The sequence below is a fragment of the Streptococcus sp. CCUG 71758 genome, from assembly GCF_011714815.1.
GTDB lineage: Bacteria > Bacillota > Bacilli > Lactobacillales > Streptococcaceae > Streptococcus > Streptococcus halitosis.
On sequence record NZ_RXXO01000005.1, the window covers coordinates 1 to 25,613 of the forward strand.

The 25,613-nt window shown below is 40.2% G+C and carries 18 protein-coding genes, 1 pseudogene and 1 CRISPR repeat array (1 of these 20 running past the window's edge); of the genes and pseudogenes, 6 read left to right on the plus strand and 13 right to left on the minus strand.

Annotation, left to right across the window (positions count from 1 at the left end; translation table 11 throughout):
• Positions 1-132 precede the first annotated feature (132 nt).
• From EKB01_RS08055 to EKB01_RS08115, 13 genes and pseudogenes are all read right to left on the minus strand, one after another.
• Positions 133-567, minus strand: a complete 435-nt coding sequence (locus EKB01_RS08055) for a cytidine deaminase (RefSeq protein ID WP_000382000.1) — start codon at positions 565-567, stop codon at positions 133-135.
• A gap of 12 nt (positions 568-579) precedes the next feature.
• A complete protein-coding gene (gene gltX, locus EKB01_RS08060; protein ID WP_049484833.1) occupies positions 580-2,040 on the minus strand; it encodes a glutamate--tRNA ligase in 1,461 nt (486 codons plus the stop codon).
• A gap of 127 nt (positions 2,041-2,167) precedes the next feature.
• Positions 2,168-2,644 (minus strand): annotated as a pseudogene (pgi, locus tag EKB01_RS08065) (glucose-6-phosphate isomerase); the annotation flags it as partial.
• A gap of 196 nt (positions 2,645-2,840) precedes the next feature.
• Positions 2,841-3,212 carry a PTS glucitol/sorbitol transporter subunit IIA gene (locus EKB01_RS08070; RefSeq protein WP_049484834.1) on the minus strand — a complete coding sequence of 124 codons (372 nt, stop codon included), beginning with the start codon at positions 3,210-3,212 and terminating at the stop codon, positions 2,841-2,843.
• 98 nt (positions 3,213-3,310) lie between these two features.
• On the minus strand, positions 3,311-4,291 hold the full coding sequence (locus EKB01_RS08075; RefSeq protein ID WP_009660130.1) for a PTS glucitol/sorbitol transporter subunit IIB: 981 nt from the start codon (positions 4,289-4,291) through the stop codon (positions 3,311-3,313).
• Positions 4,292-4,304: 13 nt separating this feature from the next.
• Positions 4,305-4,850, minus strand: a complete 546-nt coding sequence (locus EKB01_RS08080) for a PTS glucitol/sorbitol transporter subunit IIC (protein WP_049484835.1) — start codon at positions 4,848-4,850, stop codon at positions 4,305-4,307.
• Positions 4,847-5,344: a transcriptional regulator GutM gene (locus EKB01_RS08085; protein WP_002902102.1), complete on the minus strand. Its 498-nt coding sequence runs from the start codon at positions 5,342-5,344 to the stop codon at positions 4,847-4,849. Before EKB01_RS08085 ends, EKB01_RS08080 begins: the two co-directional genes overlap by 4 nt.
• A complete protein-coding gene (locus EKB01_RS08090) occupies positions 5,344-7,170 on the minus strand; it encodes a PRD domain-containing protein (protein WP_208288079.1) in 1,827 nt (608 codons plus the stop codon). The genes EKB01_RS08085 and EKB01_RS08090 overlap by 1 nt, the downstream gene beginning before the upstream one ends.
• A 62-nt stretch (positions 7,171-7,232) precedes the next feature.
• Positions 7,233-8,033 carry an SDR family oxidoreductase gene (locus EKB01_RS08095; RefSeq protein WP_001000838.1) on the minus strand — a complete coding sequence of 267 codons (801 nt, stop codon included), beginning with the start codon at positions 8,031-8,033 and terminating at the stop codon, positions 7,233-7,235.
• A gap of 183 nt (positions 8,034-8,216) precedes the next feature.
• Complete coding sequence (locus tag EKB01_RS08100; RefSeq protein WP_000018239.1) at positions 8,217-9,566, minus strand: glucose-6-phosphate isomerase; 1,350 nt, start codon at positions 9,564-9,566, stop codon at positions 8,217-8,219.
• Between the two features lie 171 nt (positions 9,567-9,737).
• Positions 9,738-10,427, minus strand: a complete 690-nt coding sequence (locus EKB01_RS08105; RefSeq protein WP_167266507.1) for a gamma-glutamyl-gamma-aminobutyrate hydrolase family protein — start codon at positions 10,425-10,427, stop codon at positions 9,738-9,740.
• Positions 10,428-10,566: 139 nt separating this feature from the next.
• A complete protein-coding gene (locus EKB01_RS08110) occupies positions 10,567-12,333 on the minus strand; it encodes an ABC transporter ATP-binding protein (protein WP_049484837.1) in 1,767 nt (588 codons plus the stop codon).
• 1 nt (position 12,334) lies between these two features.
• Positions 12,335-14,041, minus strand: coding sequence for an ABC transporter ATP-binding protein (locus tag EKB01_RS08115; RefSeq protein WP_070657016.1), 1,707 nt, complete (start codon positions 14,039-14,041; stop codon positions 12,335-12,337).
• A 206-nt stretch (positions 14,042-14,247) separates the two neighbouring features.
• Here EKB01_RS08115 and EKB01_RS08120 point away from each other — a divergent pair, with 206 nt between their 5' ends.
• The 6 genes from EKB01_RS08120 to csn2 all read left to right on the plus strand — a co-directional run bounded on the left by EKB01_RS08120 (position 14,248) and on the right by csn2 (position 22,845).
• On the plus strand, positions 14,248-15,264 hold the full coding sequence (locus EKB01_RS08120; RefSeq protein WP_000745030.1) for an NAD(P)H-dependent glycerol-3-phosphate dehydrogenase: 1,017 nt from the start codon (positions 14,248-14,250) through the stop codon (positions 15,262-15,264).
• 21 nt (positions 15,265-15,285) lie between these two features.
• A complete protein-coding gene (gene galU, locus EKB01_RS08125) occupies positions 15,286-16,185 on the plus strand; it encodes a UTP--glucose-1-phosphate uridylyltransferase GalU (protein WP_000811020.1) in 900 nt (299 codons plus the stop codon).
• Between the two features lie 685 nt (positions 16,186-16,870).
• On the plus strand, positions 16,871-20,986 hold the full coding sequence (gene cas9 / locus EKB01_RS08130; RefSeq protein ID WP_167266509.1) for a type II CRISPR RNA-guided endonuclease Cas9: 4,116 nt from the start codon (positions 16,871-16,873) through the stop codon (positions 20,984-20,986).
• A complete protein-coding gene (gene cas1 / locus EKB01_RS08135; RefSeq protein WP_084919948.1) occupies positions 20,986-21,852 on the plus strand; it encodes a type II CRISPR-associated endonuclease Cas1 in 867 nt (288 codons plus the stop codon). The genes cas9 and cas1 overlap by 1 nt, the downstream gene beginning before the upstream one ends.
• The gene (gene cas2 / locus EKB01_RS08140) at positions 21,849-22,193 is read left to right on the plus strand and encodes a CRISPR-associated endonuclease Cas2 (RefSeq protein WP_061587800.1); all 345 of its coding nucleotides are present in this window, start codon (positions 21,849-21,851) and stop codon (positions 22,191-22,193) included. The genes cas1 and cas2 overlap by 4 nt, the downstream gene beginning before the upstream one ends.
• Positions 22,183-22,845: a type II-A CRISPR-associated protein Csn2 gene (gene csn2, locus EKB01_RS08145; RefSeq protein ID WP_084919949.1), complete on the plus strand. Its 663-nt coding sequence runs from the start codon at positions 22,183-22,185 to the stop codon at positions 22,843-22,845. The genes cas2 and csn2 overlap by 11 nt, the downstream gene beginning before the upstream one ends.
• A 90-nt stretch (positions 22,846-22,935) precedes the next feature.
• A CRISPR array of direct repeats spans positions 22,936-25,613; the repeat unit is 36 nt; unit sequence GTTTTAGAGCTGTGTTGTTTCGAATGGTTCCAAAAC; it runs 133 nt beyond the window's last position.

A 25,613-nucleotide genomic window follows, 5' to 3' on the forward strand; every position in this document is an offset into this window, starting at 1 on the left:
CCCTTGACCAACGGACCTTGAGCTTTTCAACTCTTTCTATTATACCTACTTTTCCTACTTTGTCAAGATCTTTTTTCCTCTTTACCGAAATTCTGAAAAGATTAGGGAAAGAGCCAGTTAAACTGACTCCTTCTATTTATCTTTCCAATTTGTCGCACGTTCCTCTCCCCACCAGTAAGGAATCAACTCGGCAACCTTAATTGTTTTTCTTGTTTCGTAGTCCATCATGAACTCTGCTTCTTTGTTTTCAGCATTCAATTCTAAGAGAAATTCTCTGCAAGCGCCACAGGGCATACCTGATCCTTCGCCGTAGGGAGGTTTATCTCGAAAGGCGAGGATTTTCTTAACTTTGGTTTGTCCTGAAAATTGATACATATTGAAGAGAGCCGCTCGTTCTGCACAGAGATGAAAAACGCCACAAGTGCCCTCCATACAAAATCCTGTGAAGATCTGACCATCTTCTGCTTCTACTGCAGCAACAACATGGTTAGCATAAACAAAGTCAGAAACTTCATGAGGATTGTATAAGGCTCGTGCTTCTTCATACATTTTTTCCCATGTATCCATCGGAAGTCCTTTTTATTTAGAAATCTCTTTCAGTATGTTTTCAATATGCTGGATTGACTTTTCACGTCCGAGTAAGAAAATGGTGTCTGGTAATTCTGGTCCATGCATTTCACCTGAAACGGCAATACGAATCGGCATGAAGAGGTTTTTCCCTTTGATACCTGTTTCTTTTTGAACTGCTTTGATTTGTGGGAAGATGTTTTCTGTCACAAATTCCTCATCTGTCATGGCTTCTAGTTTCGCTTTGAAGGCTTCTAGAACAACAGGAACGGTTTCTCCTGCCATGACCTCGCGCTCAGCATCTGTCAGCTCTGGGAAGTCTGAGAAGAAAAGGTCTGTCAATGGAACGATTTCATCCACTGACTTCATTTGTGGTTTGTAGAGTTCCACCAATTTTTCGGCCTTGTCAGTCAAGCGTCCTGCTTCTTCTAGGAATGGTTTTGCCATTTCAAAGATGGTTGCTAAGTCAGCTCTCTTGATGTAATCATTGCTCATCCAGTCCAGTTTCTTCTGGTCGAAGGCTGCTGGAGACTTGCTAAGGCGGTTTTCATCAAAGAGTTTAATCAATTCCTCACGAGAGAAGATTTCGTCTTCCCCACCAGGGTTCCAGCCAAGAAGGGTAATAAAGTTAAAGACTGCTTCTGGAAGATAGCCTTTTTTACGGTAGTCTTCGATAAACTGAAGGGTGTTAGTGTCCCGTTTAGACAATTTTTTACCCGTTTCAGAGTTGATGATCAAAGTCATGTGACCGAACTCTGGCGCTTCCCAACCAAGAGCCTCATAAACCATGAGCTGTTTTGGGGTGTTGGCAATATGGTCATCACCGCGGATAACATGAGAAATCTGCATATCGTGGTCATCAATAACAACAGCAAAGTTGTAAGTTGGGTAGCCATCTTTCTTTTGAATCACCCAGTCACCACCGATGTTGCCACCTTCAAACTCGATATCACCTTTGACCATATCATGCCATTTGTAGATACCAGACTCATTAACAGCCAAACGGACAGTTGGGATAATACCAGCTGCTTCACGTTCTGCGATGTAGGCAGCTTTTTCTTCTTCGCTCATACCAAGATATTCATTGATGTAACGTGGTGTTTCGCCAGCTGCTTCTTGGCGTTCACGCTCAGCCGCCAACTCTTCTTCTGTGACGTAAGATTTGTAGGCTTTTCCTTCAGCTAGCAATTGGTCGATGTATTTTTGATAGAGTTCCAAACGCTCAGACTGGCGGTAGTTTGCATGAGTTTCTGGGCTCTCATCCCAATCCATACCCAACCAGCGAAGATTTTCAAGCTGTGAACGTTCTCCATCCTCAACATGGCGTTTACGGTCAGTATCTTCGATACGAATGATAAAAGTTCCACCATGATGGCGTGCGTAAAGGTAGTTAAACAATGCTGTACGGGCATTTCCGATGTGTAGTAGTCCTGTTGGACTTGGTGCGTAGCGTACGCGGATATCTTTTGACATAGTTTCTCCTATAAAGTCTCTAGGCGTCTGCCTTTTTGCTTTCTATATTATATCACAAGTCTCGCCTGAGTCCAATGTCTACGAATAAAGAGAGTAAAAAGAGTGGGCAAGCCACTCTTTTCTTCTATTATAGACGTGCGTTAAGCTCTTTGCTCAATTCTTCAAATCCTGGTTTTCCAAGAAGGGCAAACATGTTGCGTTTGTAGGCTTCAACACCTGGTTGGTCAAATGGGTTGATGGCATTCAAGTAACCTGAAAGGGCAATTGCCAATTCGAAGAAGTAGATAGTGTAACCAAGAGTGAAAGCGTCTTGCTCTGGAAGAGTCACGTACATGTTTGGCACATCACCGTCAGTGTGGGCAAGAAGAACACCGTCAGTTGCTTTTTTGTTTACAAAGTCAACGTCTTTTCCTTGAAGGTAACCAAGTCCGTCAAGGTCTTCTTCCAAAGTAGGAATGATCACGTTCTTACGTGGTTTGTCCACACGGACAACTGTTTCAAACATGATACGAGTTCCTTCTTGGATAAATTGACCCAATGAGTGCAAGTCAGTTGAGAAGTTTGCTGAAGTTGGGTAGATACCTTTTTGGTCTTTCCCTTCTGTTCAAGCACCCCTTGTGGATGCATTTGCTGGAAATTCCCTTGCACTGACTGGCTAGTTTGATTGACTTGCCAATCAACCACTGCGTCATCTATTTTTTCTAATTTAGACCCAGAAGCCTGGACTTTTTGTCCAGGCTCTGAATCAATTTTTTAGACTTTTATTTTTCTAAATTGCTTGATTTGAAATTTTATTATGGTTAAGCAGTTTCAAAAATCTGAATGGTAGAATCTTTATCAATTACTACTGCTTGGTCTGCTGCGACATGGAGTGTACCAGGAAGACTCCCCTCTTTTGAACCATCAAAAGAAATCGTGATATGGCCCAGTCCAGTTAAATTTTTTTCTACTACATTTCCCACAGAACTAATTGAATATTCCTGATTATCTACCACCAGCTTGCCGCCTTCTAGTATTGAACCTAGCAGATTTTTGTTATCAATCTTAAAACAATACTCTGCTAAATCTTCCGGCGCTTCTTCTCCAAATAAAATGAGCATATTGGCATCTTGAATCATATTCTGAGCTTCAGGTCCCACTTGAATTACTTTAGCTTCAAAAATTTTCTTCATCTAATTCCTATTTATCCTTTCTCTAATTTGTCTTAAACTTATGCTTATAGATAAGTTTAACATAATAGTTGCTTTGTTTACGTGCATCTATCAAAGGTCTATTGATAAAGACCAATACTAGCTATCCAAGCTACTAGCACCCGCGGAACACCATTGAGAAAGCGTGAATAAAGCACAGAAGGGACACCAACCTCAACTGTTTCAGACTTGGCTTCAGATAGACCGAGTGCTACAGGAATGAAATCACAACCGTTTTGAGTGTTGATAGCAAATATAGCTGGCAGAGCCATTTGGGGCGGAATATTCCCTTTTCCGATTTCGACTCCAATTAAGGTTCCGATAATCTGACTGATAACAGCTCCGGGGCCTAACAAAGGAGATAGGAATGGCAAGGAACAGATAAAGCCAATCAAAATGAGTCCCCAGATGTTCCCCGCTAGGGGAACCATTAATTTTGCCAGCCAATTTCCAACACCTGAACCTTGAATAACCCCAATCAGCAAGGAAACAAAGGCCATGAAAGGAATGATTGTGTTGAGCATTGTTTGGATGGCTTCACGAGCTGCCTGGTTGAAAGTCGCAACGACCTTCCCAGCGCCCATCCCAATTCGTGCTACAATACTTGTTTCAGCTTTTTGCTCTGTAATTTTTTTACTAGTATCGTAAGTTGGCTTTTCAGTTACCACAGTTGTCGCTTTTTCGTCTTCATTAGCAGCAGAAATTTGATTAAGGCCAACTGCTGACACATAGATTTCCTCGGTTATATATTGAGCTAGAGGCCCACTTTTCCCTGTAGCAACAATATTTATTGTAGGGATTCCCTTTTTAGGATAAATACCACAGCGAAGAGTACCGCCACAATCCACGATTGCTAAAGCAATTTCCTCATCTGGGATAGAAGTTTTAAACCCATTAACAGCTTCCATACCGGTCAAATCAGCAATTTTATCTACAATATCTGGCTTTTCTCCGCCGCCAGTAATATAGATGAATTTATGCTTAGCTTCACTAGGTGTAATGACCAAAGGTCCTCCGAAACCGCCATTTCCTTTAACAACTTTTATACTCTTATATGACATAATTTCACTCTTTCTATAAATCAAATGTTTTACTCAAGGTAACACCTTGCTGTTTTGCTACATAAGCAGTTGTAAAATCGGTTACCCAACCACCTACAAAGTTCATGACAAGCCCAACAAGCATGTAACGAATGGCTAAGTCCATTTGACTTAAACCTAAAGTTTGAATTCCTGTCGCAATTCCCATCCATACAAATAATTCCCCAGGATTGATATGTGGAAATACACCATTTGAAGTATGGCAAAACTGCATCTGAGCTGCTACAAAACTAGGTTTATAATATTCTGGTAAGAAACGTCCCATACTGATTGCCATCGGATTTCCCAGCATAAAAGCTGAAATGAAAGGTAAAATCATATACCGGCTAACAGGATTTTTGGCAGAAATCTTAGCCAAGGAATTGACCTTCTCTTCTCCCAAGAAAGCGATAAGGGTATTCATTGCAATCAATAGCATCAAGACAAGAGGTACAATATTTGTCATCCAGCTAATAAAGGTTTCTCCACCTAATTGGAAGAGTTTCATAAAACTCTCTGCAAATTCTGTAATGTGATTCATAAGGAACTCCTTTTCTTATTTTTTTTAAATAACTGTTTAATAGATAATTGTAAGTAATTCGTATAAAAGCCGAATCCCAGAAAAGAATCAGAAGAACTTGTCTCTTTCTCAATACCTGCCTCATGCCAAAGATAGACTTTTCTAGCATCTTCTATGACTGATTGCATCAACTTATTTTCTTTTCTCACAAGAGGATTATACTTGTCAAAATAATGGATGTCTTCTCCGACATAATCATCCATATTTTGAAAACGCGCTAAGATTGTTACTCCTTGCATTTTGCTAGCTTTAAGAACCCGACCGTTTTCATCAACCGCGAACATGACAATCGTACCGGATTTTATTCTTCCGGACTTCCTGCCAATCGCTACGCGCCCCAGTTTTCGGAGCATCGTATAGGTCTTATTGAAGTCTTTGAGTTGCTGCCAGCCGAGGAACATTTGAAATATATAAGCTGCCATGACAAACACAGCGAAAATTATTAGCGAATTCATTAAAATACTCCTTTGCTCTTAGAAAATGATAGAAACTCTGTCTCTGTTTCTACAGCCCTCAATGCTTCTTTTAGAGAAGGCTCTCCTGCAATTCGAAAAATACCGTCATACAATTCCAGCAATTCACTTTCCATTTTTCTTTCAATTTCTGAGGGTATGGCGACTAGAAAGATAAATTCAATCCATTCATCTCCTTTTTGATAAGGCTCTTCTAGTTTTCCGAACATTAAAATAGTCTTTGCATAACCCTGGTTAATTGTATGGGGGAAGGCAATTCCTCCACCAAAAATGGTTGATTGCTTTTTCTCCCTATCAATTATCCGATTTCTAAAACCTTCATCAATCATCTGAAGTTTCTCTAACTCTGCAACCATATTTAGCAAGTATTGCTGATAGGTTTTTTGGGGGCTCAACCGAAGAAAACGTAAGCTGACTGTTTCTAGATTTTTTTGATGAAAAGCATTGGCCCTCTGCCATTCTTCCTGCAGCCATTGATCATCAAAAAGATGATTAACTTGAATGACTGGAGATTTAGAATCTTTATATTTTAGAGGAACTGTCGTAAAAATCGCGAAATAGTCCTGATTCAAATCCACATTAAAATCCTCTTCAGAATACTGAGTAATGTCTACATCATTTCCAAGGACTCGTCTGAGTTGCTGAATAATCATCGTAGCAGTTCCTCTTCCTGTTGTGCAAACTACAGCTATCTGCTTGCGAGAACCCTTTACAGCAGAATTTTGCTTTCTTAAAATCATTTCAAAATACAAAGCCAGATATCCGATTTCAGATAATTCCAATTCAGAACCAAAAATTGCAGATAGTTCTTCTCCAGCTATTTTTGCCATTTCAAAAGCAAAAGGATATTGAGTTTGAACCTCGCCATGAAATATATCATTAGCTTGCACATGGAAAATCAGTCGATTGATTAAGGGGCCTAGATGAGATTTGATTTCTTCAAATAATTCTTCATCATCAAAGTGAACCAACATTGTTTCTTTGACTTTCTTGACAATCCCTTGAAAAATCTTTGCAAGCTGTTCAGATTGATAAGATGTCTTGCTTAAAGTGTCAATAAAACGGACATTAAACGGAAAACACAAAAAGTCTATCTCAAACTGACTGAGGGAAATCTTATAAGTCATTTCAATATGATAGATTAATTTCTCAGCTAAAGGTGTCTCTGTTAAATCATTCCTATAGTAAGGAATAGGACAATTCAACACTCTAGATGTATGAATACGCTCCACCATAATTGAAATGGTCTTTCGAAGGAGTTCCTGTGTTTCTTTAGGGATTTTATAGTCCTGGACTAGCGTCTCCAGAAAAGAAGATGTTGCCTCAGTGAGTGTCCTTCCTTCAAAGTAAGGAGCCACTTGGTGAATATAGAGCAAGCGCAAATTCAGCTCGCTCCCCAAGACCTCCAGCCCACGGTTGGGCTTTCCTGAAATAGTGATAGAGTAACTCTCTGCCAAAGATTTTACTTGTTTTAAATCCTTATTAAGGGTACTTCTACTAACACCTACTTCCTCAGCCAAGTCGTCAATAAGAAGAGGGGAGGTTGACTCAATTAAACGTTTTAGCAAATAGGCAATTCTTTTACTGGAAGAATTGAAGTCACTCTCCTGTTTTAAACTACCAGATAAAATCCTTTCCAACTCTGTATAGTCATACACTTCTAACATTAACTGATCATCTTGTGCGATAATCTGGATATTAGGAGCCAAAACATCATTTAATTGTTGGATACTCTTTTGCAAGGTTTGCAAGCTAATATCCAGTTCTGAGCGCATATCTACCAAGGAATAAGTTGGCTGTGAGACCATTTTTTCTAAAATGTTATACCATCGATTTACTAAGGTCAACTCTCTTCCTCACCTTCATTTTTTTAACCGCGAGTTTTCCCTCCAGCAATATTTGTAGTGACTCCAGTTATATAGCTAGAACGATCTGAAATATAGAATGCTACAAGATCAGCTACTTCCCGTAGTTTACCACTTCGTCCCAAAGGAGTTGTTGAAGTTGAAGCATAACCAGCTCGAATATCTTCTACCGTCTTTCCACGGGTATAAGCAAGAGCTTCCTCATAAGAAAGAGTTCGAAGCCCCGTAGCTTCCATAATTCCTGGAGCAATTCCAACCACACGTACACCATGCTTACCCAGCTCTTTCGCCCATGAACGAGTGTAACTATAGACTGCTGCTTTTGTTGCAGCATAGGCACTTTGTCCTTCAGAACCTTCCAAACCTGCTTCTGAAGCCATGTTCACAATTACACCTTTTCTATTTTTCACTAAAATACGTCCTACTGCCTGACTAACCAAATACAAACCTTTTTGATTAATCATTGTTACTTTTTCAAACGTTTCATCGTCTAACTCGTAAGGACCTTTAGGATTTTCTGCATCAATTAATAATCTGGGAACATTAATCCCTGCATTATTGACTACCGCATCAATATTGCCAAATCTTTCAACTATTTTGGCAACACCCTCTTCTACTTCAGAGCGAGAAGTTACATCAACTTTTACAAATAATAGATTCGGGTGACGCAAATCGTTGTCGCTAAGATCAAAATTCGCTACATTGACTCCTAATTCCAGCAATTCTTCAACGATTGCCTTACCGATCCCAGATGACGCGCCAGTCACAAGAACTGTTTTGCCTTTTATGTTTAACCAATCATTCATTTTGATACCTCTCAAATTTTATTTACAAGGCAATTATACAGCGCTTTCATAAAAGAATTAAGACACTCTTTTTTACACTTTTAAAAAAAATAATAAACTAATTAAGAGGCTTGTACTAAAAATCCACAAGAAATGAACTTGTGGATCTTTTTATATTCTAAATGAACTCAAAGCATATGAGAATCAAAGGCGTGCATTCAACTCAGCACCCAGCTCTTCAAAGCCTGGTTTCCCAAGAAGAGCAAACATGTTTTTCTTATAAGCTTCAACTCCAGGCTGGTCAAATGGATTGATACCATTCAGGTAGCCAGAAAGAGCAATAGCCAACTCAAAGAAGTAAATAGTGTAGCCCAAAGTGAACTCATCTTGCTCAGGCAGTGTCACAAACATATTTGGAACTCCACCATCAGTGTGTGCTAACAGCACTCCATCTGTAGCTTTTTTATTGACAAAGTCAACATCTTTTCCTTGCAAGTAGCCAAGACCGTCCAAGTCTTCTGCCAATTCAGGAATCAGCACATTTTTGCGAGGTTTATCTACACGGATAACTGTTTCAAAGAGGATACGGGTACCTTCCTGGATAAATTGTCCCAGAGAGTGCAAGTCTGTTGAGAAGTTAGCTGAAGTTGGATAAATCCCTTTTTGGTCTTTCCCTTCTGACTCACCAGCCAGTTGCTTCCACCACTCAGAGAAGTATTGCAGAGATGGTTCATAGTTAGCTAGAACTTCTGTCAGATAACCTTTACGGTACAAGATATTGCGTACAACTGCATATTGATATGCTTCATTTTCAGCCAACTTATCAGAAGCATAAGCCTTGCGAGCAGCATTTGCTCCTTCCATTAACTTGCTGATATCAGCTCCTGCAGCTGCGATTGGCAAGAGCCCCACTGCTGTCAATACTGTAAAACGACCACCTACACTATCAGGCACTACAAAAGTATCCCAGCCATTAGCATCTGCTTCAACCTTAACTGCACCTTTAGCGCGGTCTGTAGTTGCGTAGATACGTTGGTTAGCTTCTTCTTGACCGTACTTCTTAACCAAGAGTTCTTTGAAGACACGGAAAGCAATAGCCGGTTCAGTTGTTGTACCTGATTTAGAAATCACGTTTACTGAGAAATCTTTGTCTGATACATAGTCTACCAAATCAGCCAAATAGCTTGAAGAGATAGAGTTTCCAGCATAGAGGATCTGAGGTGCCTTGCGTTCTTCCTTTCTTTGCAAGTTTACAAATGAATTATTCAAGAAATCAATAGCTGCACGAGCTCCTAAATAGGAACCACCAATACCGATTACGATCAATACCTCACTATCAGATTGGATTTTAGCAGCAGCCTTTTGAATACGAGCAAATTCATCTTTGTCATATTCTTCAGGTAAGTTCAACCAGCCAGTCATTTCTGCCCCAGGACCTGTACCATTTCGCAGAGCAGAATCTGCTGCAGTCACTTGAGGCTGCATATAATCTAGTTCATGTGGTGCAACAAATTTATCTAATACTTTTGAATAATCAAATTTAATATGTGACATAATATTCCTCCAAAATTTCTTCTCTTCTATCATAACCCTTACCTTAGATTTTTTCAAGTTTTTATACTGAATTTTTCCAAATTTTATCATAATTTAAACATTTGCGTAAAAAATGTTACAATATTAAAATTTGAACGAAATAAGACAAAAAAACGACTAGGTTTCCAGTCGTTATAATTCATTCAATAAATACTCAAATAATTCTAAGTTGCCATCTTCTTCATTGACCAAAAATTCTGGATGCCACTGGAGACCAATAATACGGTGCTCATCAATAGATTCGATTGCTTCAACAGTTTGATCACGTGGATCCACAGCCGTCACGCGGAAATTGGGTGCCAAGTCTTTAATACTCTGACGATGTACTGAGTTAACCTGACTTTCTTTACCAAATAATTTAGACACTACACTGCCATCCACTGTCTCAATAGAATGTGAAGTCCCAAAAGGTAGACCTTGCCAATGACCTTCAATATCCTGATTGAGTGTCCCACCAAAAGCAACGTTGACAAGCTGAACGCCACGGCAAATGGCTAAGATTGGTTTGTTCTGACGCAAGGCTTCTTGTAGAAGAGCTAGCTCAAACTCGTCGCGAGCTAGGTTATAGTCGTCGCTATCAATTGTTTTTTCCTCACCATAAAACTGAGGATGAACATTTTGTCCCCCAGTCAAGATGAGCTTATCAATCATTTCCACATAATCGCGAACAACGGACTCATCACCAACAGGAATCACTAAAGGGAGACCGCCGACCTGACGAATGCTCTCTGCAAATTTACAGGATACAGATGAGTGGATGTTTTTCCCTTCTGCATCTACAGGACATAGATTCGCAGCAACTCCTACAACCGTTCTAGCCATGATGTGTCTCCTTTCGATTTTCTTGCGACAGTCTTATCTTATCACTCCAACCCTTTCCTGTCTAATATGTTTTTTTAAAGACCGTGATAAGTATTTTTTATGGATAAGAAAAAGCTGCCCAACGAGGACAACTTCTTTTTTATTCGAAGACAAATTGATTGTGATACAGTTCTGAGTAGAAGCCACCAAGCTTGAGCAACTCGTGATGATTTCCACGTTCAATGACCTCCCCATCTTTGAGGACAATAATCTGATCGGCATTGAGGATGGTCTTGAGACGATGGGCAATGACAAAACTGGTTCGACCTGCTACAACTGCCTCCATGGCATGTTGAATCTTGCTTTCTGTTACGGTATCCACATTGGAAGTCGCTTCATCTAAGATTAGGACTTGGGGATCTGTCATCAAGGTCCGGGCGATGGAAATCAATTGTTTCTGACCAGTTGAGAAGATGTTTTGCTCATCATCAATAAGGGTATCATACTTGTCAGGCAAGCTTTCAATGTAGTCATGAATATGAGTTGCCTTGGCAGCTGCTTCGACCATTTCCTGACTGGCATCTGGCACACCAAAGCGGATATTGTCCCGGATCGTTCCACTAAACAAGACCGAATCCTGCAAGACAATACCGACCTTACTCCGCAGGCTGTCCAAGTCGTAGTCACGAATGTCTTTGCCATCAAAGCAAATGCTGCCTGCATCCACATCGTAGAAACGATTGATGAGGTTCATGATGGTCGTTTTCCCTGAGCCAGTCGGACCGACAACTGCTATCATCTGCCCCTTAGGAGCTGAAATGCTAACATCTTTTAAAATCGGCTTGTCTGGCACATAAGAGAAATCAATGTGACTGATTTCAACGCCTTCTCGCAATTCCGTAAAGGCAGGGGCATTTTGCGGACGAATCTCTTCTTCTGCATCGAACATTTCTTGGATACGATCCGCCCCAGTAAAGGCCAACTGGAGGCTCCCCCAACTCGCAGCCACCTGGATAATCGGCTGGTAGTACTGCTGAGAAAATTGGGTAAACATGACAATCAAACCTAGGGCTGTTGTTGTTTCGATACTTGGATCGTTCAGCAGGACCGCAGAACCAGCAAAAATGACGATGGCCGTATTGACCAAGCTCATCCCATTCATAACTGGAAAGAGGATACCTGAGAACATTCTCCCTTTAAAAGTTGCCTTGCGCACGCGCTCATTTTGCTCCACAAAGCCTGCTACGATATCATCTTGAATTCCTTGTACGATAACAGCTTTCTGTCCAGAAATACTCTCGTCCATGTAGGCGTTTAGTTTCCCAACCTCTTTTTGCTGGAGATTAGTGTACTTGCGGGCCATTTTCACGATGAAGACCAACATGAGAAAGGCCACTGGAGTACTGGCTACTGTTATCAGGGCTAGCGTCACATTTCTTGAAAACATGACAAAAATCAAACCGATGTAAAGAGCAATATTGCTCATGACCTGAACTAGGCTTTCATTGAAGGCTTGAAGGATGTTATCCAAGTCACTCGTAAAGCGAGAGAGGATGTCACCATCCTGATGGCGGTCAAAGAAAGAAACCGTTAAACGAGAAAGTTTGCCAAAGAGGCCCTTACGCATCTCATTTGTTGACTCAGCAATCACACGGGTCATCAAGGTCATGTAAATCAAACTGGATACCACTAAGGCGAGGACAACCAGAGCTAGATTCAGCATCAGAGCTGATAAACTCTGCCAGGCTAGTTCGGAAGTTCCATTTTGATAAGCCAGAACTAGGTTAGCGAGTTCCGTCACTGCTTGACCTGAAAAAACTGGAAAGAGGGCTTGGGCAATCGTCGCAACTGCAACCATCAGAACCACAATGACAAAGGAGAACTTGTAAACTTTAAAATAATTCCAGAAAAATCGAACAGTTTTCATTTTATTCCTCCTTTCCCTTTTGTGTTTCGTAGATTTCGCGGTAGACGGCATTGTTAGCTACCAAGTCTGCATGCCTTCCTTCTCCAATCAAGCGTCCTTGGTCCAAGACCAAAATCTTGTCCGCATGGACGACTGAACTGATCTTTTGAGCGATGATAATGGTTGTTGTCCCTTTCAGGTCTTTGTTTAAAGCTTCCTGCACGAGTCTCTCTGACTTGGCATCCAAGGCCGAAGTCGAATCGTCAAAAATCAGGATACGGGGATTGCTGACAATCCCACGGGCAATGGACATCCGTTGTTTTTGTCCACCAGAAAAATTGGTGCCTCGTTCTTCGACCTGACTCTCAAATTTGTTTTCCATGCGTCCGATAAATTCGCTGGCTTGGGCAATCCGTGCTGCACGTTCCATTTCTGACACGCTGGCATTGCCTTTCCCTTGACGAAGATTATCTGCAATGGTCCCGCTAAAGAGAATAGCACGTTGCAAGACGATGGAAACTGTTTTACGCAAGGTTCCCTCGCTGACGTCTCGAATATCCTTGCCACCAATCTTGATAGATCCCTCCTGTGGATCAAAAAGTCGTGGAATTAACTGAGCTAGAGTGGACTTCCCTGCTCCAGTCGCCCCAACCACACCGACCATCTGACCAGGCGCAATTTCAAAGGTTACATTCTTCAGCATAGGCTCATCATCATTGGGATAGGTGAAGGTTACATTTTCAAAAGAGAGACTTCCTTCTAACTCTTCATCTGGGAGATCTTTAAAGGTCATCGCTGGCTCGGTATCTAGAATTTCGCGGATACGACGCAAGGAAATCATGGCACGACTGACAGAATTCCCTAAAAATCCAACCATGATGATGGTAAAGATAATCTGGCTGAGATAGTTGATAAAGGAAGCAATCGAGCCCACTACAGACGGATCTGACTGAGCCATTCCAGCCACCAACCAGATAGAGAGGAAGACCGCTCCATAGCCGACTAGCATCATAACGGGTTCTATAACTGAGAAGGCATAACCGATATAAAGATTTTGGCCGAGAAGTTCATCAGAAACATCGGTAAATTTGTCAAATTGTGCTTTTTCTTGTACAAAGGATTTGACCACGCGCACACCACGTAAATTTTCTTTGGCGATAGCATTAATCCGTTCAAGAAGGGTTTGAAACTTAGCAAATCGTGGCCCCATCATCCCCATCATGATAGCAGTTAGTGCAAAGATCAAGAGCACCATGAGAACAATCACCCACCAAAGTGATGGAAGAGTGTGAACCGCCAAAATAAAGGAACCGATAAAGAGAAGAGGGAGACGGAAAAGAATTTGAAAAGCCATCATCACCACGTTCTGAATTTGGTTGATATCATTGGTCATACGGACGACAAGGTTACCCGCATTGAATTGCTCGATATTAGCATAAGAAAAAGTCTGGATCTTGCGAAAAGCGTCTTCACGAAGGTCCGAAGACACTCCTTGGGCAATATAGGCTGCAAGTGTCACATTGACCCCTCCTGCCACCAGACCGACTAGGGCTACTCCTATCAGCCATGCACCAATACTATAAATAGCCTCATGTTGACCAGCCAACAATGCCTCTAACACCTCTTGCAAATAGCGCGGTTGCAAGAGCGAGCTCGCAACCATCAAGCCTGTCATCATCAGAGATGCCAAGGCCTGCCATTTATAGGTTTTTATTTTTTTAATGAGCATAATTCCTCCTAATAAAATAGATAAAGGGAGCGACATCCTGCGTCAGCTCCTTCTCATTCGTTCATATTGATGTTATTCTAGCAAAAAAGAGAACTCTTGTCAAAAAAGTCTACTTATTATAAAATAATACGCTTTCACCCACAGCAGATGCATGAAAAGGCTTTTTATGGTAAAATGAAAGGAAGAACTCTTACAAGGAGGAAAAGATGAAGAAACAAACCATCGCTGTCTTGGGTCCTGGTTCTTGGGGGACCGCCCTTTCGCAGGTCCTAAACGACAATGGACACGAGGTTCGAATTTGGGGAAATATTTCTGACCAGATCGATGAAATCAATAACCAACATACAAACAAACGCTATTTCAAAGATATCCTACTCGACGAAAAGATCAAAGCCTATCATGACTTGGAAGAAACACTAAAGAATGTGGATGCTGTTTTATTTGTGGTCCCAACAAAAGTAACGAGACTGGTTGCCCAACAAGTGGCAAAGGTACTTGATCACAAAGTTGTCATCATGCATGCCTCCAAAGGCTTGGAACCAGATAGCCACAAACGTCTATCAACCATTCTTGAAGAGGAAATCCCAGCTGACCTTCGTAGTGATATCGTCGTTGTTTCAGGACCTAGCCACGCTGAGGAAACTATTGTACGGGATATTACCTTGATCACTGCAGCCTCTAAAGACCTTGAAACTGCCCAGTACGTCCAAAATCTCTTTAGCAATCACTACTTCCGCCTCTATACCAATACGGATGTTATCGGGGTTGAAACCGCTGGTGCTCTCAAAAACATCATCGCAGTTGGCGCTGGGGCACTACATGGACTAGGGTTTGGTGACAATGCCAAGGCGGCCATCATCGCACGTGGCTTGGCTGAAATCACCCGTCTAGGTGTCGCTCTTGGAGCTAACCCTCTGACTTATAGCGGTCTTTCTGGAGTTGGGGATTTGATTGTAACGGGAACATCTGTCCACTCTCGTAACTGGAGGGCCGGTAATGCTCTCGGCCGCGGAGAATCCCTCGCAGACATCGAAGCAAACATGGGCATGGTCATCGAAGGCATCTCAACGACTCGAGCAGCTTACGAACTGGCTCAGGAATTGGGTGTCTACATGCCAATCACACAAGCTATTTACCGAGTCATCTACGAAGGTGTCAATATCAAAGAAGCAATCACTGACATCATGAGCAATGAATTTAAAGCAGAAAACGAATGGTCTTAGACCCTTATAGAAAGGAACATTATGAAACAAAAAGTCAGAAAAGCAGTCATCCCAGCCGCTGGATTGGGAACTCGCTTCCTCCCAGCAACTAAGGCCTTGGCCAAGGAAATGTTGCCAATCGTAGACAAGCCAACTATCCAGTTTATCGTTGAAGAGGCCCTCAAATCTGGCATCGAAGACATTTTGGTTGTTACGGGTAAGTCAAAACGTTCCATTGAGGACCACTTCGACTCAAACTTCGAATTGGAATACAACCTCAAAGAAAAAGGGAAAACAGATCTTTTGAAGCTAGTTGATGAAACAACTGGTATGCGTCTGCATTTTATCCGCCAAACGCATCCACGTGGTCTCGGAGATGCCGTTTTGCAAGCCAAGGCTTTCGTTGGAAATGAACCCTTTATCGTTATGCTTGGTGATGACTTGATGGATATCACCAACGAAAAAGCTGTTCCACTCACCAAACAACTCATGGATGACTACGAGCGTACCCACGCGTCTACTATCGCTGTTATGCCAGTCCCTCATGACGAAGTATCTGCTTACGGGGTTATTGCTCCGCAAGGCGAAGGAAAAGACGGCCTTTACAGCGTTGAAACCTTCGTTGAAAAACCAGCGCCAGAGGATGCTCCTAGCGACCTTGCTATTATCGGGCGCTACCTCCTCACGCCTGAAATTTTCCAAATCCTCGAAAACCAAGCTCCAGGTGCAGGAAATGAAATTCAGCTGACAGATGCAATCGATACCCTCAATAAAACACAACGTGTATTTGCTCGTGAGTTCAAAGGGGCTCGTTACGATGTCGGAGACAAGTTCGGCTTTATGAAAACCTCCATCGACTACGCTCTCAAACACCCACAAGTCAAAGACGACTTGAAAGACTACCTCATCCAACTCGGGAAAGAGTTAGCTGAGGGGGAATAGAAGAACAGTTCATATAAAAAAGAACTAGGATAGTTAATTATCCCAGTTCTTTTTATTTTGTATTGCTATCATCCCGAACATATAAACCAACAAAAGGAAATCATATTTCTCAGTTAACCCACTTACAAGCTCCATCGAATTGATCTCGAATTTTATGAAAGCGCTACGATATTATTTGTTTTTTTCTAAAAATAGGAGTACAATGAGTTAGTATAATAAAATAAAAAGCACCGAATCGGTGCGCACTTTTTCAAGTTGTGTACGGACAAAGCCTTATTTTAACTTTGCTGTGTTGTTTCGAATAGTTCCAACAACTTCATTGTACTATACTTGTCAAAGATTATCAAGTGAAATGTAAATTATTTTACAGATACGACAAAAAGCTAGTTTATCCTCATTTGAAACAATACAGTTCTAAAACTAAAATATAACTTATAATCGATTTTAGCACATTTTTACCGATATTTCATCATTATTCTATTGAAATCTTTAGTTAGAATGATTTAATTTAATAAAGTTATATTTTACGGAGAATATTTTGAGGAAATTCAAATTCACTAAAGATAATTTAGCTATTCTAACTGAGTTAGTAAAGTTTATAAATGGGTGCATTGACCTAATCAAAGCTCTCATTTCTTAATTTTTAAATTATATCTTAATACAAATACAACGGAGGTTTTTATACATGGAAAACAAAAATTACTCTATCGCACTTGATATCGGAACTAATAGCGTCGGATGGAGCGTTATCACTGACGATTATAAAGTCCCATCGAAAAAGATGAAAGTTCTGGGCAATACTGATAAACGATTTATCAAGAAAAATCTCATCGGGGCTCTATTGTTTGATGAGGGAACTACTGCTGAGGCTAGACGCCTTAAACGAACTGCACGTCGTCGCTATACTCGCCGGAAAAATCGTCTTCGCTATCTTCAAGAAATCTTTGCCGAGGAAATGAACAAGGTCGATAGTAGTTTCTTTCATCGATTGGATGACTCCTTTTTAATTCCTGAGGATAAAAGAGGGAGTAAATACCCTATTTTTGCTACCTTGGCAGAAGAAAAAGAATACCATAAGCAATTTCCAACTATCTATCATTTGAGAAAGCAACTGGCTGATTCGAAAGAAAAAGCTGACTTGCGCTTGATCTATCTAGCATCAGCTCATATGATTAAATACCGTGGGCATTTTTTATATGAAGAAGCTTTCGATATAAAAAATAATGATATTCAAAAAATCTTTAACGAGTTTATAAGCATTTACGGCAACACCTTTGAAGAAAGTTCACTTAGTGGGCAAAACGCACAAGTAGAAGCAATTTTTACCGATAAAATTAGTAAATCTGCAAAGAGAGAACGCGTTCTAAAACTCTTTCCTGACGAAAAGTCCACTGGTTTGTTTTCAGAATTTCTCAAGTTGATTGTAGGAAATCAAGCTGATTTTAAAAAACATTTTGACTTAGGAGAAAAAGCTCCGCTACAATTTTCTAAAGATACCTATGATGAGGATTTGGAAAACTTGCTCGGACAAATTGGAGATGACTTTGCAGACCTTTTCCTAGTTGCTAAAAAACTCTATGATGCTATTCTTCTATCAGACATTTTGACTGTCACAGATCCTTCAACCAAGGCTCCATTATCAGCATCTATGATTGAGCGCTATGAAAATCACCAAAAAGACTTGGTAGCTTTAAAACAATTCATCAAAAACAATCTTCCAGAAAAATATGATGAAGTTTTTTCTGACCAATCTAAAGATGGGTATGCTGGATATATCGATGGTAAGACCACACAAGAAGCATTTTACAAATATATCAAAAATCTTCTCTCTAAATTCGAAGGAACAGATTATTTCCTTGAGAAAATTGAACGTGAAGATTTCTTGAGAAAACAACGCACTTTTGATAATGGTTCTATTCCTCATCAAATTCATCTTCAAGAAATGAATGCCATTCTCCGTCGGCAAGGAGAACATTATCCATTTCTGAAGGACAATAAAGAAAAGATAGAGAAAATCTTAACCTTCCGTATTCCTTATTACGTTGGACCATTGGCTCGTGGCAATCGTGATTTTGCTTGGCTTACTCGAAATTCTGACCAAGCAATCCGACCTTGGAATTTTGAGGAAATTGTTGATAAGTCAAGCTCTGCAGAAGAATTCATCAATAAGATGACTAACTATGATTTGTATTTACCAGAGGAAAAAGTTTTGCCTAAGCACAGTCTCTTGTATGAAACATTTGCTGTCTATAATGAATTAACAAAAGTAAAATTTATTGCGGAAGGATTGAGAAACTATCAATTCCTTGATAGTGGGCAGAAGAAGCAAATTGTCAATCAATTATTCAAAGAGAAAAGAAAAGTAACTGAAAAAGACATCATTCATTATCTACACAATGTTGATGGTTACGATGGAATCGAACTAAAAGGAATTGAAAAACAATTTAACGCTAGTCTTTCTACTTACCATGATTTGCTCAAGATTATCAAGGATAAGGAGTTTATGGATGATTCCAAAAATGAAGAGATTCTTGAAAACATCGTCCACACGCTAACTATCTTTGAAGACCGCGAGATGATTAAGCAGCGTCTTGCACAATATGACTCTCTCTTTGATGAAAAAGTCATCAAGGCACTAACTCGTCGACATTATACTGGTTGGGGAAAACTCTCTGCCAAGCTGATTAACGGTATCTGTGATAAACAAACTGGCAAAACGATTCTTGATTATCTGATTGATGACGGTCAAATCAATCGCAACTTTATGCAGTTAATCAACGATGACGGACTTTCTTTCAAAGAAATTATCCAAAAAGCACAAGTGGTTGGTGAGATTGATGGTGTGAAGCAAGTTGTCCGAGAACTCCCAGGAAGCCCTGCCATTAAAAAGGGAATTTTACAAAGTATCAAGATTGTTGATGAACTTGTCAAGGTTATGGGCCATGCTCCTGAGTCCATTGTGATTGAGATGGCACGAGAAAATCAGACAACTGCCCGGGGGAAAAAGAATTCTCAACAAAGATATAAGCGCATTGAAGATGCACTGAAAAATTTAGCACCTGGGCTTGATTCGAATATATTAAAAGAGCATCCTACAGATAATATTCAACTTCAAAATGACCGTCTCTTCCTCTACTATCTCCAAAATGGGAGGGATATGTATACTGGGAAACCTCTTGACATCAACCAACTGAGCAGCTATGACATTGACCACATCATCCCACAGGCCTTTATCAAGGATGATTCTCTTGATAACCGTGTCTTGACTAGTTCAAAGGATAATCGTGGGAAATCCGATAATGTTCCACGTTTAGAAGTCGTTCAAAAAAGAAAAGCCTTTTGGCAACAATTGTTGGATTCCAAATTGATTTCAGAACGTAAATTTAATAATTTAACCAAAGCTGAACGTGGCGGGCTAGATGAGCGAGATAAAGTTGGCTTCATCAAACGCCAACTAGTTGAAACACGTCAAATCACAAAACACGTTGCTCAGATCTTAGATGCTCGCTATAATACAGAAGTGAATGAGAAGGATAAGAAGAACCGTACCGTCAAAATCATCACTTTGAAATCCAACCTGGTTTCCAACTTCCGTAAAGAATTTAGGTTATACAAGATACGGGAAATCAACGACTACCACCATGCACATGATGCCTACTTAAATGCCGTAGTGGCTAAGGCTATCCTCAAGAAATATCCTAAACTAGAGCCTGAATTCGTCTATGGTGACTATCAAAAGTACGATCTTAAGAGATACATCTCAAGATCCAAAGATCCTAAAGAAGTCGAAAAAGCAACTGAAAAGTATTTCTTCTACTCAAACTTGTTGAACTTCTTTAAAGAAGAGGTGCATTACGCAGACGGAACCATCGTAAAAAGAGAAAATATCGAATACTCCAAAGACACTGGAGAAATCGCTTGGAATAAGGAAAAAGATTTCGCAACAATCAAAAAAGTACTTTCACTTCCGCAGGTAAATATTGTGAAGAAGAGAGAAGAGCAAACAGGTGGCTTCTCTAAAGAGTCCATTCTTCCTAAAGGAAATTCTGACAAGCTAATCCCTCGAAAAACAAAGGATATTCTTTGGGATACTACTAAATACGGGGGATTTGATAGCCCTGTTATCGCCTATTCGATCTTGCTCATTGCCGATATCGAAAAAGGAAAAGCGAAAAAACTGAAGACTATCAAAACTCTAGTTGGTATCACGATTATGGAAAAGGCCGCTTTTGAGGAGAATCCAATAACTTTCCTTGAAAATAAAGGCTATCATAATGTCCGTAAAGAAAACATCCTCTGCCTACCTAAGTATAGTTTATTTGAACTGGAAAATGGTCGCAGACGACTACTTGCAAGTGCGAAAGAACTTCAAAAAGGCAATGAAATAGTGCTTCCAGTATATTTAACAACCTTGCTCTACCATTCTAAAAATGTCCATAAACTAGACGAATCAGGACATTTGGAATACATTCAGAAACACCGAAATGAATTTAAGGATTTGTTAAATCTTGTATCTGAGTTCTCTCAAAAATATGTCCTCGCAGATGCAAATCTAGAGAAAATCAAGAACTTATATGCAGACAATGAGCAAGCAGATATAGAAATTCTAGCAAATTCGTTTATCAATTTGTTGACCTTTACTGCTTTGGGTGCTCCTGCTGCCTTTAAATTTTTTGGCAAAGATGTTGATCGAAAACGATACACAACTGTATCTGAAATCCTCAACGCCACCCTCATTCACCAATCCATCACTGGTCTCTACGAGACTCGGATTGATTTAAGCAAACTAGGAGAAGACTAATGGGATGGAGAACCGTTGTTGTCAATACGCACTCTAAACTCTCCTACAAAAACAATCACTTGATTTTTAAAGATGCCTCTCGGACAGAGTTGATTCACCTGTCCGAGGTGGACATCCTTCTTTTGGAGACGACGGATATCGTTCTCTCCACTATGCTGATAAAACGCTTGGTGGATGAAAATATTCTGGTTATCTTTTGTGATGATAAACGTTTACCAACGGCATACTTAATGCCCTACTACGGTCGACACGATTCCAGTCTGCAACTCTCTCGGCAAATTACTTGGAGCGAGGAGGCTAAAGCACAAGTTTGGACCACTATTATTGCACAAAAAATTCTCAATCAGGCTTTTTATCTAGGGAGTTGTGGTTTTCTGGAAAAGAGTCAGTCCGTCATCGATCTCTATCATGGGTTGGATTTGTTTGATCCTAGTAATCGTGAGGGGCACGCAGCTCGAATTTATTTTAACACCTTGTTTGGAAATGATTTTAGCCGTGAACAAGATAATGATGTCAATGCTGCCTTAGACTACGGTTACACCTTAATTTTGAGTATGTTTGCGCGTGAGATTGTGTTGTCTGGTTGTATGACCCAGTTTGGCTTGAAACATGCCAACCAGTTTAATCAATTCAACCTCGCTAGCGATATTATGGAGCCTTTCCGTCCGATTATTGACAGAATCGTCTATGAAAATCGAAACAGTTCTTTTGTCAAAATCAAACGAGAACTGTTCACTATTTTCTCAGATACCTTCCACTACAATGGCAAAGATATGTACCTATCCAATATCGTCAGCGACTATACTAAAAAAGTCATCCAAACCCTTAATCAACCGGAGAAAGGAGTTCCTGAGTTTAGGATATGAGTTATCGATATATGCGTATGATTTTAATGTTTGATATGCCCGTTGATACCGTAGAGGAACGCAAGGCCTATCGGAAATTTCGCAAGTTCCTCATAGATGAGGGATTTATCATGCACCAATTCTCCATCTATAGCAAGCTCTTACTCAACAACTCTGCTAATAACGCCATGATTGAACGACTCAAGACTCATAACCCTAAAAAAGGAAACATTACTCTCTTAACCGTTACCGAAAAGCAGTTTTCTCGTATGATCTACTTAAATGGCGAGCGAAATACCAGCGTAGCAAACTCCGACGCACGTTTAGTTTTTCTAGGAGAGGAGCCTGGAGATGAAGATTAATTTCCCATTATTGGATGAACCATTGGCTATTGAAAATGCAACCTTTTTAGTCCTGGAAGACCAGTTTACCTTTTCGACTATCGTCAAGCAGTTCTACCAGTACACTGATGATGGAGAATTAAAGTTATTTGATAGAAATCTAAAACCTCTGAAAGAGGCTGAGTTACTAGTGATAACGGATGTCTTAGGATACAATCTCAACTCACCTGCTATGCTCAAGTTGATACATGCAGATCTTGAAAATCAGCTCAATGACAAGCCCGAAGTCAAATCTATGATTGAAAAGCTGGTAGCTACGATAACAGAATTGCTGGCATTTGAGTGTTTAGAAAACGAATTAGACCTAGAGTACGACGAAATCACCATTCTAGAGTTGATTGATGCGCTAGGGGTCAAAGTTGAAACTCTGAGTGATACACCTTTCGAAAAGATGCTAGAAATTGTTCAAGTTTTTAAATATCTTTCCAAAAAGAAACTCCTTGTCTTCATCAATGCGATCGCCTATCTATCAAAGGATGAGTTGGTAAATCTGATAGAGTATATCCAACTCAATCAACTAAAGGTTTTATTTGTCGAACCTCGAAAAGTCTATGATTTTCCGCAGTATGTGCTGGATCAAGACTATTTCTTGAACCCTGAAAATATGGTATAATAAGAGTAACAATTGGAACCTGACGAGCTGAAGTCCGGCTGGGACGAATGGCGCGATTACGAAATTTCGTGAGAAAAATTTTTCTACGAGGTTTTAGAGCTGTGTTGTTTCGAATGGTTCCAAAACTTGGCATATAACCTCCTTCTACTCAATCCGGTTTTAGAGCTGTGTTGTTTCGAATGGTTCCAAAACTAGAAAGCGTCAGTAAAGGTTATGTGACCTGTTTTAGAGCTGTGTTGTTTCGAATGGTTCCAAAACTTAGGCTCATTACCATCTGTTACTCCTTTTGTTTTAGAGCTGTGTTGTTTCGAATGGTTCCAAAACCCTAAAAGTTGAAAATATTATTAGTTTCGGGTTTTAGAGCTGTGTTGTTTCGAATGGTTCCAAAACCCGAGAAGTTCCGGAACTTCATTGATAACTGTTTTAGAGCTGTGTTGTTTCGAATGGTTCCAAAACTTCATTATTTAAGGTTTCTTCAAGTGCAATCGTTTTAGAGCTGTGTTGTTTCGAATGGTTCCAAAACCGCTAACTTGTTCCTTAAGCTGTATCATACGTTTTAGAGCTGTGTTGTTTCGAATGGTTCCAAAACCAACCGTTACAGAGGAAGGAGAGTAAACATGTTTTAGAGCTGTGTTGTTTCGAATGGTTCCAAAACGGCGGAATTGTACTTCCTTCGCGCTGTGCTGTTTTAGAGCTGTGTTGTTTCGAATGGTTCCAAAACAGCTGAAACGTTTGAAAGAGCAAGAAGCCTGTTTTAGAGCTGTGTTGTTTCGAATGGTTCCAAAACGGTGAATTGGGGCAGTGATTGGAATGCTCCGTTTTAGAGCTGTGTTGTTTCGAATGGTTCCAAAACTGAGAAGCTAATCAGCAAGAGTAAATTGAAGTTTTAGAGCTGTGTTGTTTCGAATGGTTCCAAAACTGTCAGAGGTCTTCCGGGGCTTGGATGGGTGTTTTAGAGCTGTGTTGTTTCGAATGGTTCCAAAACCTACGTTGATTTGGTCTTCATGCACGTACCGTTTTAGAGCTGTGTTGTTTCGAATGGTTCCAAAACATCCACAGAAGCGTTCAAGCGTTTTGCGAAGTTTTAGAGCTGTGTTGTTTCGAATGGTTCCAAAACTACAGAATTAACCACAATCACTCACACGGTGTTTTAGAGCTGTGTTGTTTCGAATGGTTCCAAAACAATGAAAGCAAGAAAGACCCGTCAAATTTTGTTTTAGAGCTGTGTTGTTTCGAATGGTTCCAAAACACATCATCACTGGCATTCTCACAAGTGATAGTTTTAGAGCTGTGTTGTTTCGAATGGTTCCAAAACTACACAACGTGGTATGTCTGCATCGAATATGTTTTAGAGCTGTGTTGTTTCGAATGGTTCCAAAACACGTGTCCACAGATTATTTACTTGGTCGCAGTTTTAGAGCTGTGTTGTTTCGAATGGTTCCAAAACTGTACTTATTTCATCAATGATATGGGGGTAGTTTTAGAGCTGTGTTGCTTCGAATGGTTCCAAAACCCATTATCCCAATGTGTCAGCTCGTTGACAGTTTTAGAGCTGTGTTGTTTCGAATGGTTCCAAAACGGCGGAGATTATGACTGGTCTAGTGTAGGTGTTTTAGAGCTGTGTTGTTTCGAATGGTTCCAAAACAAGAACGCGCAAACGGGATGATCCCAGCAGGTTTTAGAGCTGTGTTGTTTCGAATGGTTCCAAAACTAAAAAACATAATGATACGTGGGTAATTGCGTTTTAGAGCTGTGTTGTTTCGAATGGTTCCAAAACCCAAGTACACAATTTTCAGTGGTTCCTTGTGTTTTAGAGCTGTGTTGTTTCGAATGGTTCCAAAACCGCATTAGGGAAAAGAGTAGAGCCGAGGTAGTTTTAGAGCTGTGTTGTTTCGAATGGTTCCAAAACAAAGTTAATGAAGAAGGTGACTGGGGAACTGTTTTAGAGCTGTGTTGTTTCGAATGGTTCCAAAACTTTCGACCTTATAAGTATGTCCATGCAAGTGTTTTAGAGCTGTGTTGTTTCGAATGGTTCCAAAACAATAAGCATTTCCAAGCCCTTTTCTTCAATGTTTTAGAGCTGTGTTGTTTCGAATGGTTCCAAAACAGCAAGCGCCTTGGAGACTTGTCTAAATTGGTTTTAGAGCTGTGTTGTTTCGAATGGTTCCAAAACTAGTTTGTTATCTCAAATCTCTTTCAACATGTTTTAGAGCTGTGTTGTTTCGAATGGTTCCAAAACAAGTTACTAGCATTAGATAAAAGGTACGCAGTTTTAGAGCTGTGTTGTTTCGAATGGTTCCAAAACAGAAGTTGCACACTCGTTTGCTTGAGGCCTGTTTTAGAGCTGTGTTGTTTCGAATGGTTCCAAAACTCTCGGAAGGCAAGAAGTTGCTGAAATGCTGTTTTAGAGCTGTGTTGTTTCGAATGGTTCCAAAACCCAGCCTTTACCAACAATGGCTAAATCAGTGTTTTAGAGCTGTGTTGTTTCGAATGGTTCCAAAACTCTTCATCAGTCTTCTTGATGTCAAAACGTGTTTTAGAGCTGTGTTGTTTCGAATGGTTCCAAAACCCAAGTATGATATAGTTTTGTTAAAAATGAAGTTTTAGAGCTGTGTTGTTTCGAATGGTTCCAAAACAATAAATGCATAATCAATTGCTTCAGGTATGTTTTAGAGCTGTGTTGTTTCGAATGGTTCCAAAACTCACGAGTAGGAATATATTCCCATGAGAATGTTTTAGAGCTGTGTTGTTTCGAATGGTTCCAAAAC

Bases quoted from the DNA above. Each gene is read 5' to 3' on its own strand.
- EKB01_RS08055 (WP_000382000.1), bottom strand. From the start codon at position 567: ATGGATACATGGGAAAAAATGTATGAAGAAGCACGAGCCTTATACAAT.
- gltX (WP_049484833.1), bottom strand. From the start codon at position 2,040: ATGTCAAAAGATATCCGCGTACGCTACGCACCAAGTCCAACAGGACTA.
- EKB01_RS08070 (WP_049484834.1), bottom strand. From the start codon at position 3,212: ATGAAGAAAATTTTTGAAGCTAAAGTAATTCAAGTGGGACCTGAAGCT.
- EKB01_RS08075 (WP_009660130.1), bottom strand. From the start codon at position 4,291: ATGTCATATAAGAGTATAAAAGTTGTTAAAGGAAATGGCGGTTTCGGA.
- EKB01_RS08080 (WP_049484835.1), bottom strand. From the start codon at position 4,850: ATGAATCACATTACAGAATTTGCAGAGAGTTTTATGAAACTCTTCCAA.
- EKB01_RS08085 (WP_002902102.1), bottom strand. From the start codon at position 5,344: ATGAATTCGCTAATAATTTTCGCTGTGTTTGTCATGGCAGCTTATATA.
- EKB01_RS08090 (WP_208288079.1), bottom strand. From the start codon at position 7,170: ATGGTCTCACAGCCAACTTATTCCTTGGTAGATATGCGCTCAGAACTG.
- EKB01_RS08095 (WP_001000838.1), bottom strand. From the start codon at position 8,033: ATGAATGATTGGTTAAACATAAAAGGCAAAACAGTTCTTGTGACTGGC.
- EKB01_RS08100 (WP_000018239.1), bottom strand. From the start codon at position 9,566: ATGTCACATATTAAATTTGATTATTCAAAAGTATTAGATAAATTTGTT.
- EKB01_RS08105 (WP_167266507.1), bottom strand. From the start codon at position 10,427: ATGGCTAGAACGGTTGTAGGAGTTGCTGCGAATCTATGTCCTGTAGAT.
- EKB01_RS08110 (WP_049484837.1), bottom strand. From the start codon at position 12,333: ATGAAAACTGTTCGATTTTTCTGGAATTATTTTAAAGTTTACAAGTTC.
- EKB01_RS08115 (WP_070657016.1), bottom strand. From the start codon at position 14,041: ATGCTCATTAAAAAAATAAAAACCTATAAATGGCAGGCCTTGGCATCT.
- EKB01_RS08120 (WP_000745030.1), top strand. From the start codon at position 14,248: ATGAAGAAACAAACCATCGCTGTCTTGGGTCCTGGTTCTTGGGGGACC.
- galU (WP_000811020.1), top strand. From the start codon at position 15,286: ATGAAACAAAAAGTCAGAAAAGCAGTCATCCCAGCCGCTGGATTGGGA.
- cas9 (WP_167266509.1), top strand. From the start codon at position 16,871: ATGGAAAACAAAAATTACTCTATCGCACTTGATATCGGAACTAATAGC.
- cas1 (WP_084919948.1), top strand. From the start codon at position 20,986: ATGGGATGGAGAACCGTTGTTGTCAATACGCACTCTAAACTCTCCTAC.
- cas2 (WP_061587800.1), top strand. From the start codon at position 21,849: ATGAGTTATCGATATATGCGTATGATTTTAATGTTTGATATGCCCGTT.
- csn2 (WP_084919949.1), top strand. From the start codon at position 22,183: ATGAAGATTAATTTCCCATTATTGGATGAACCATTGGCTATTGAAAAT.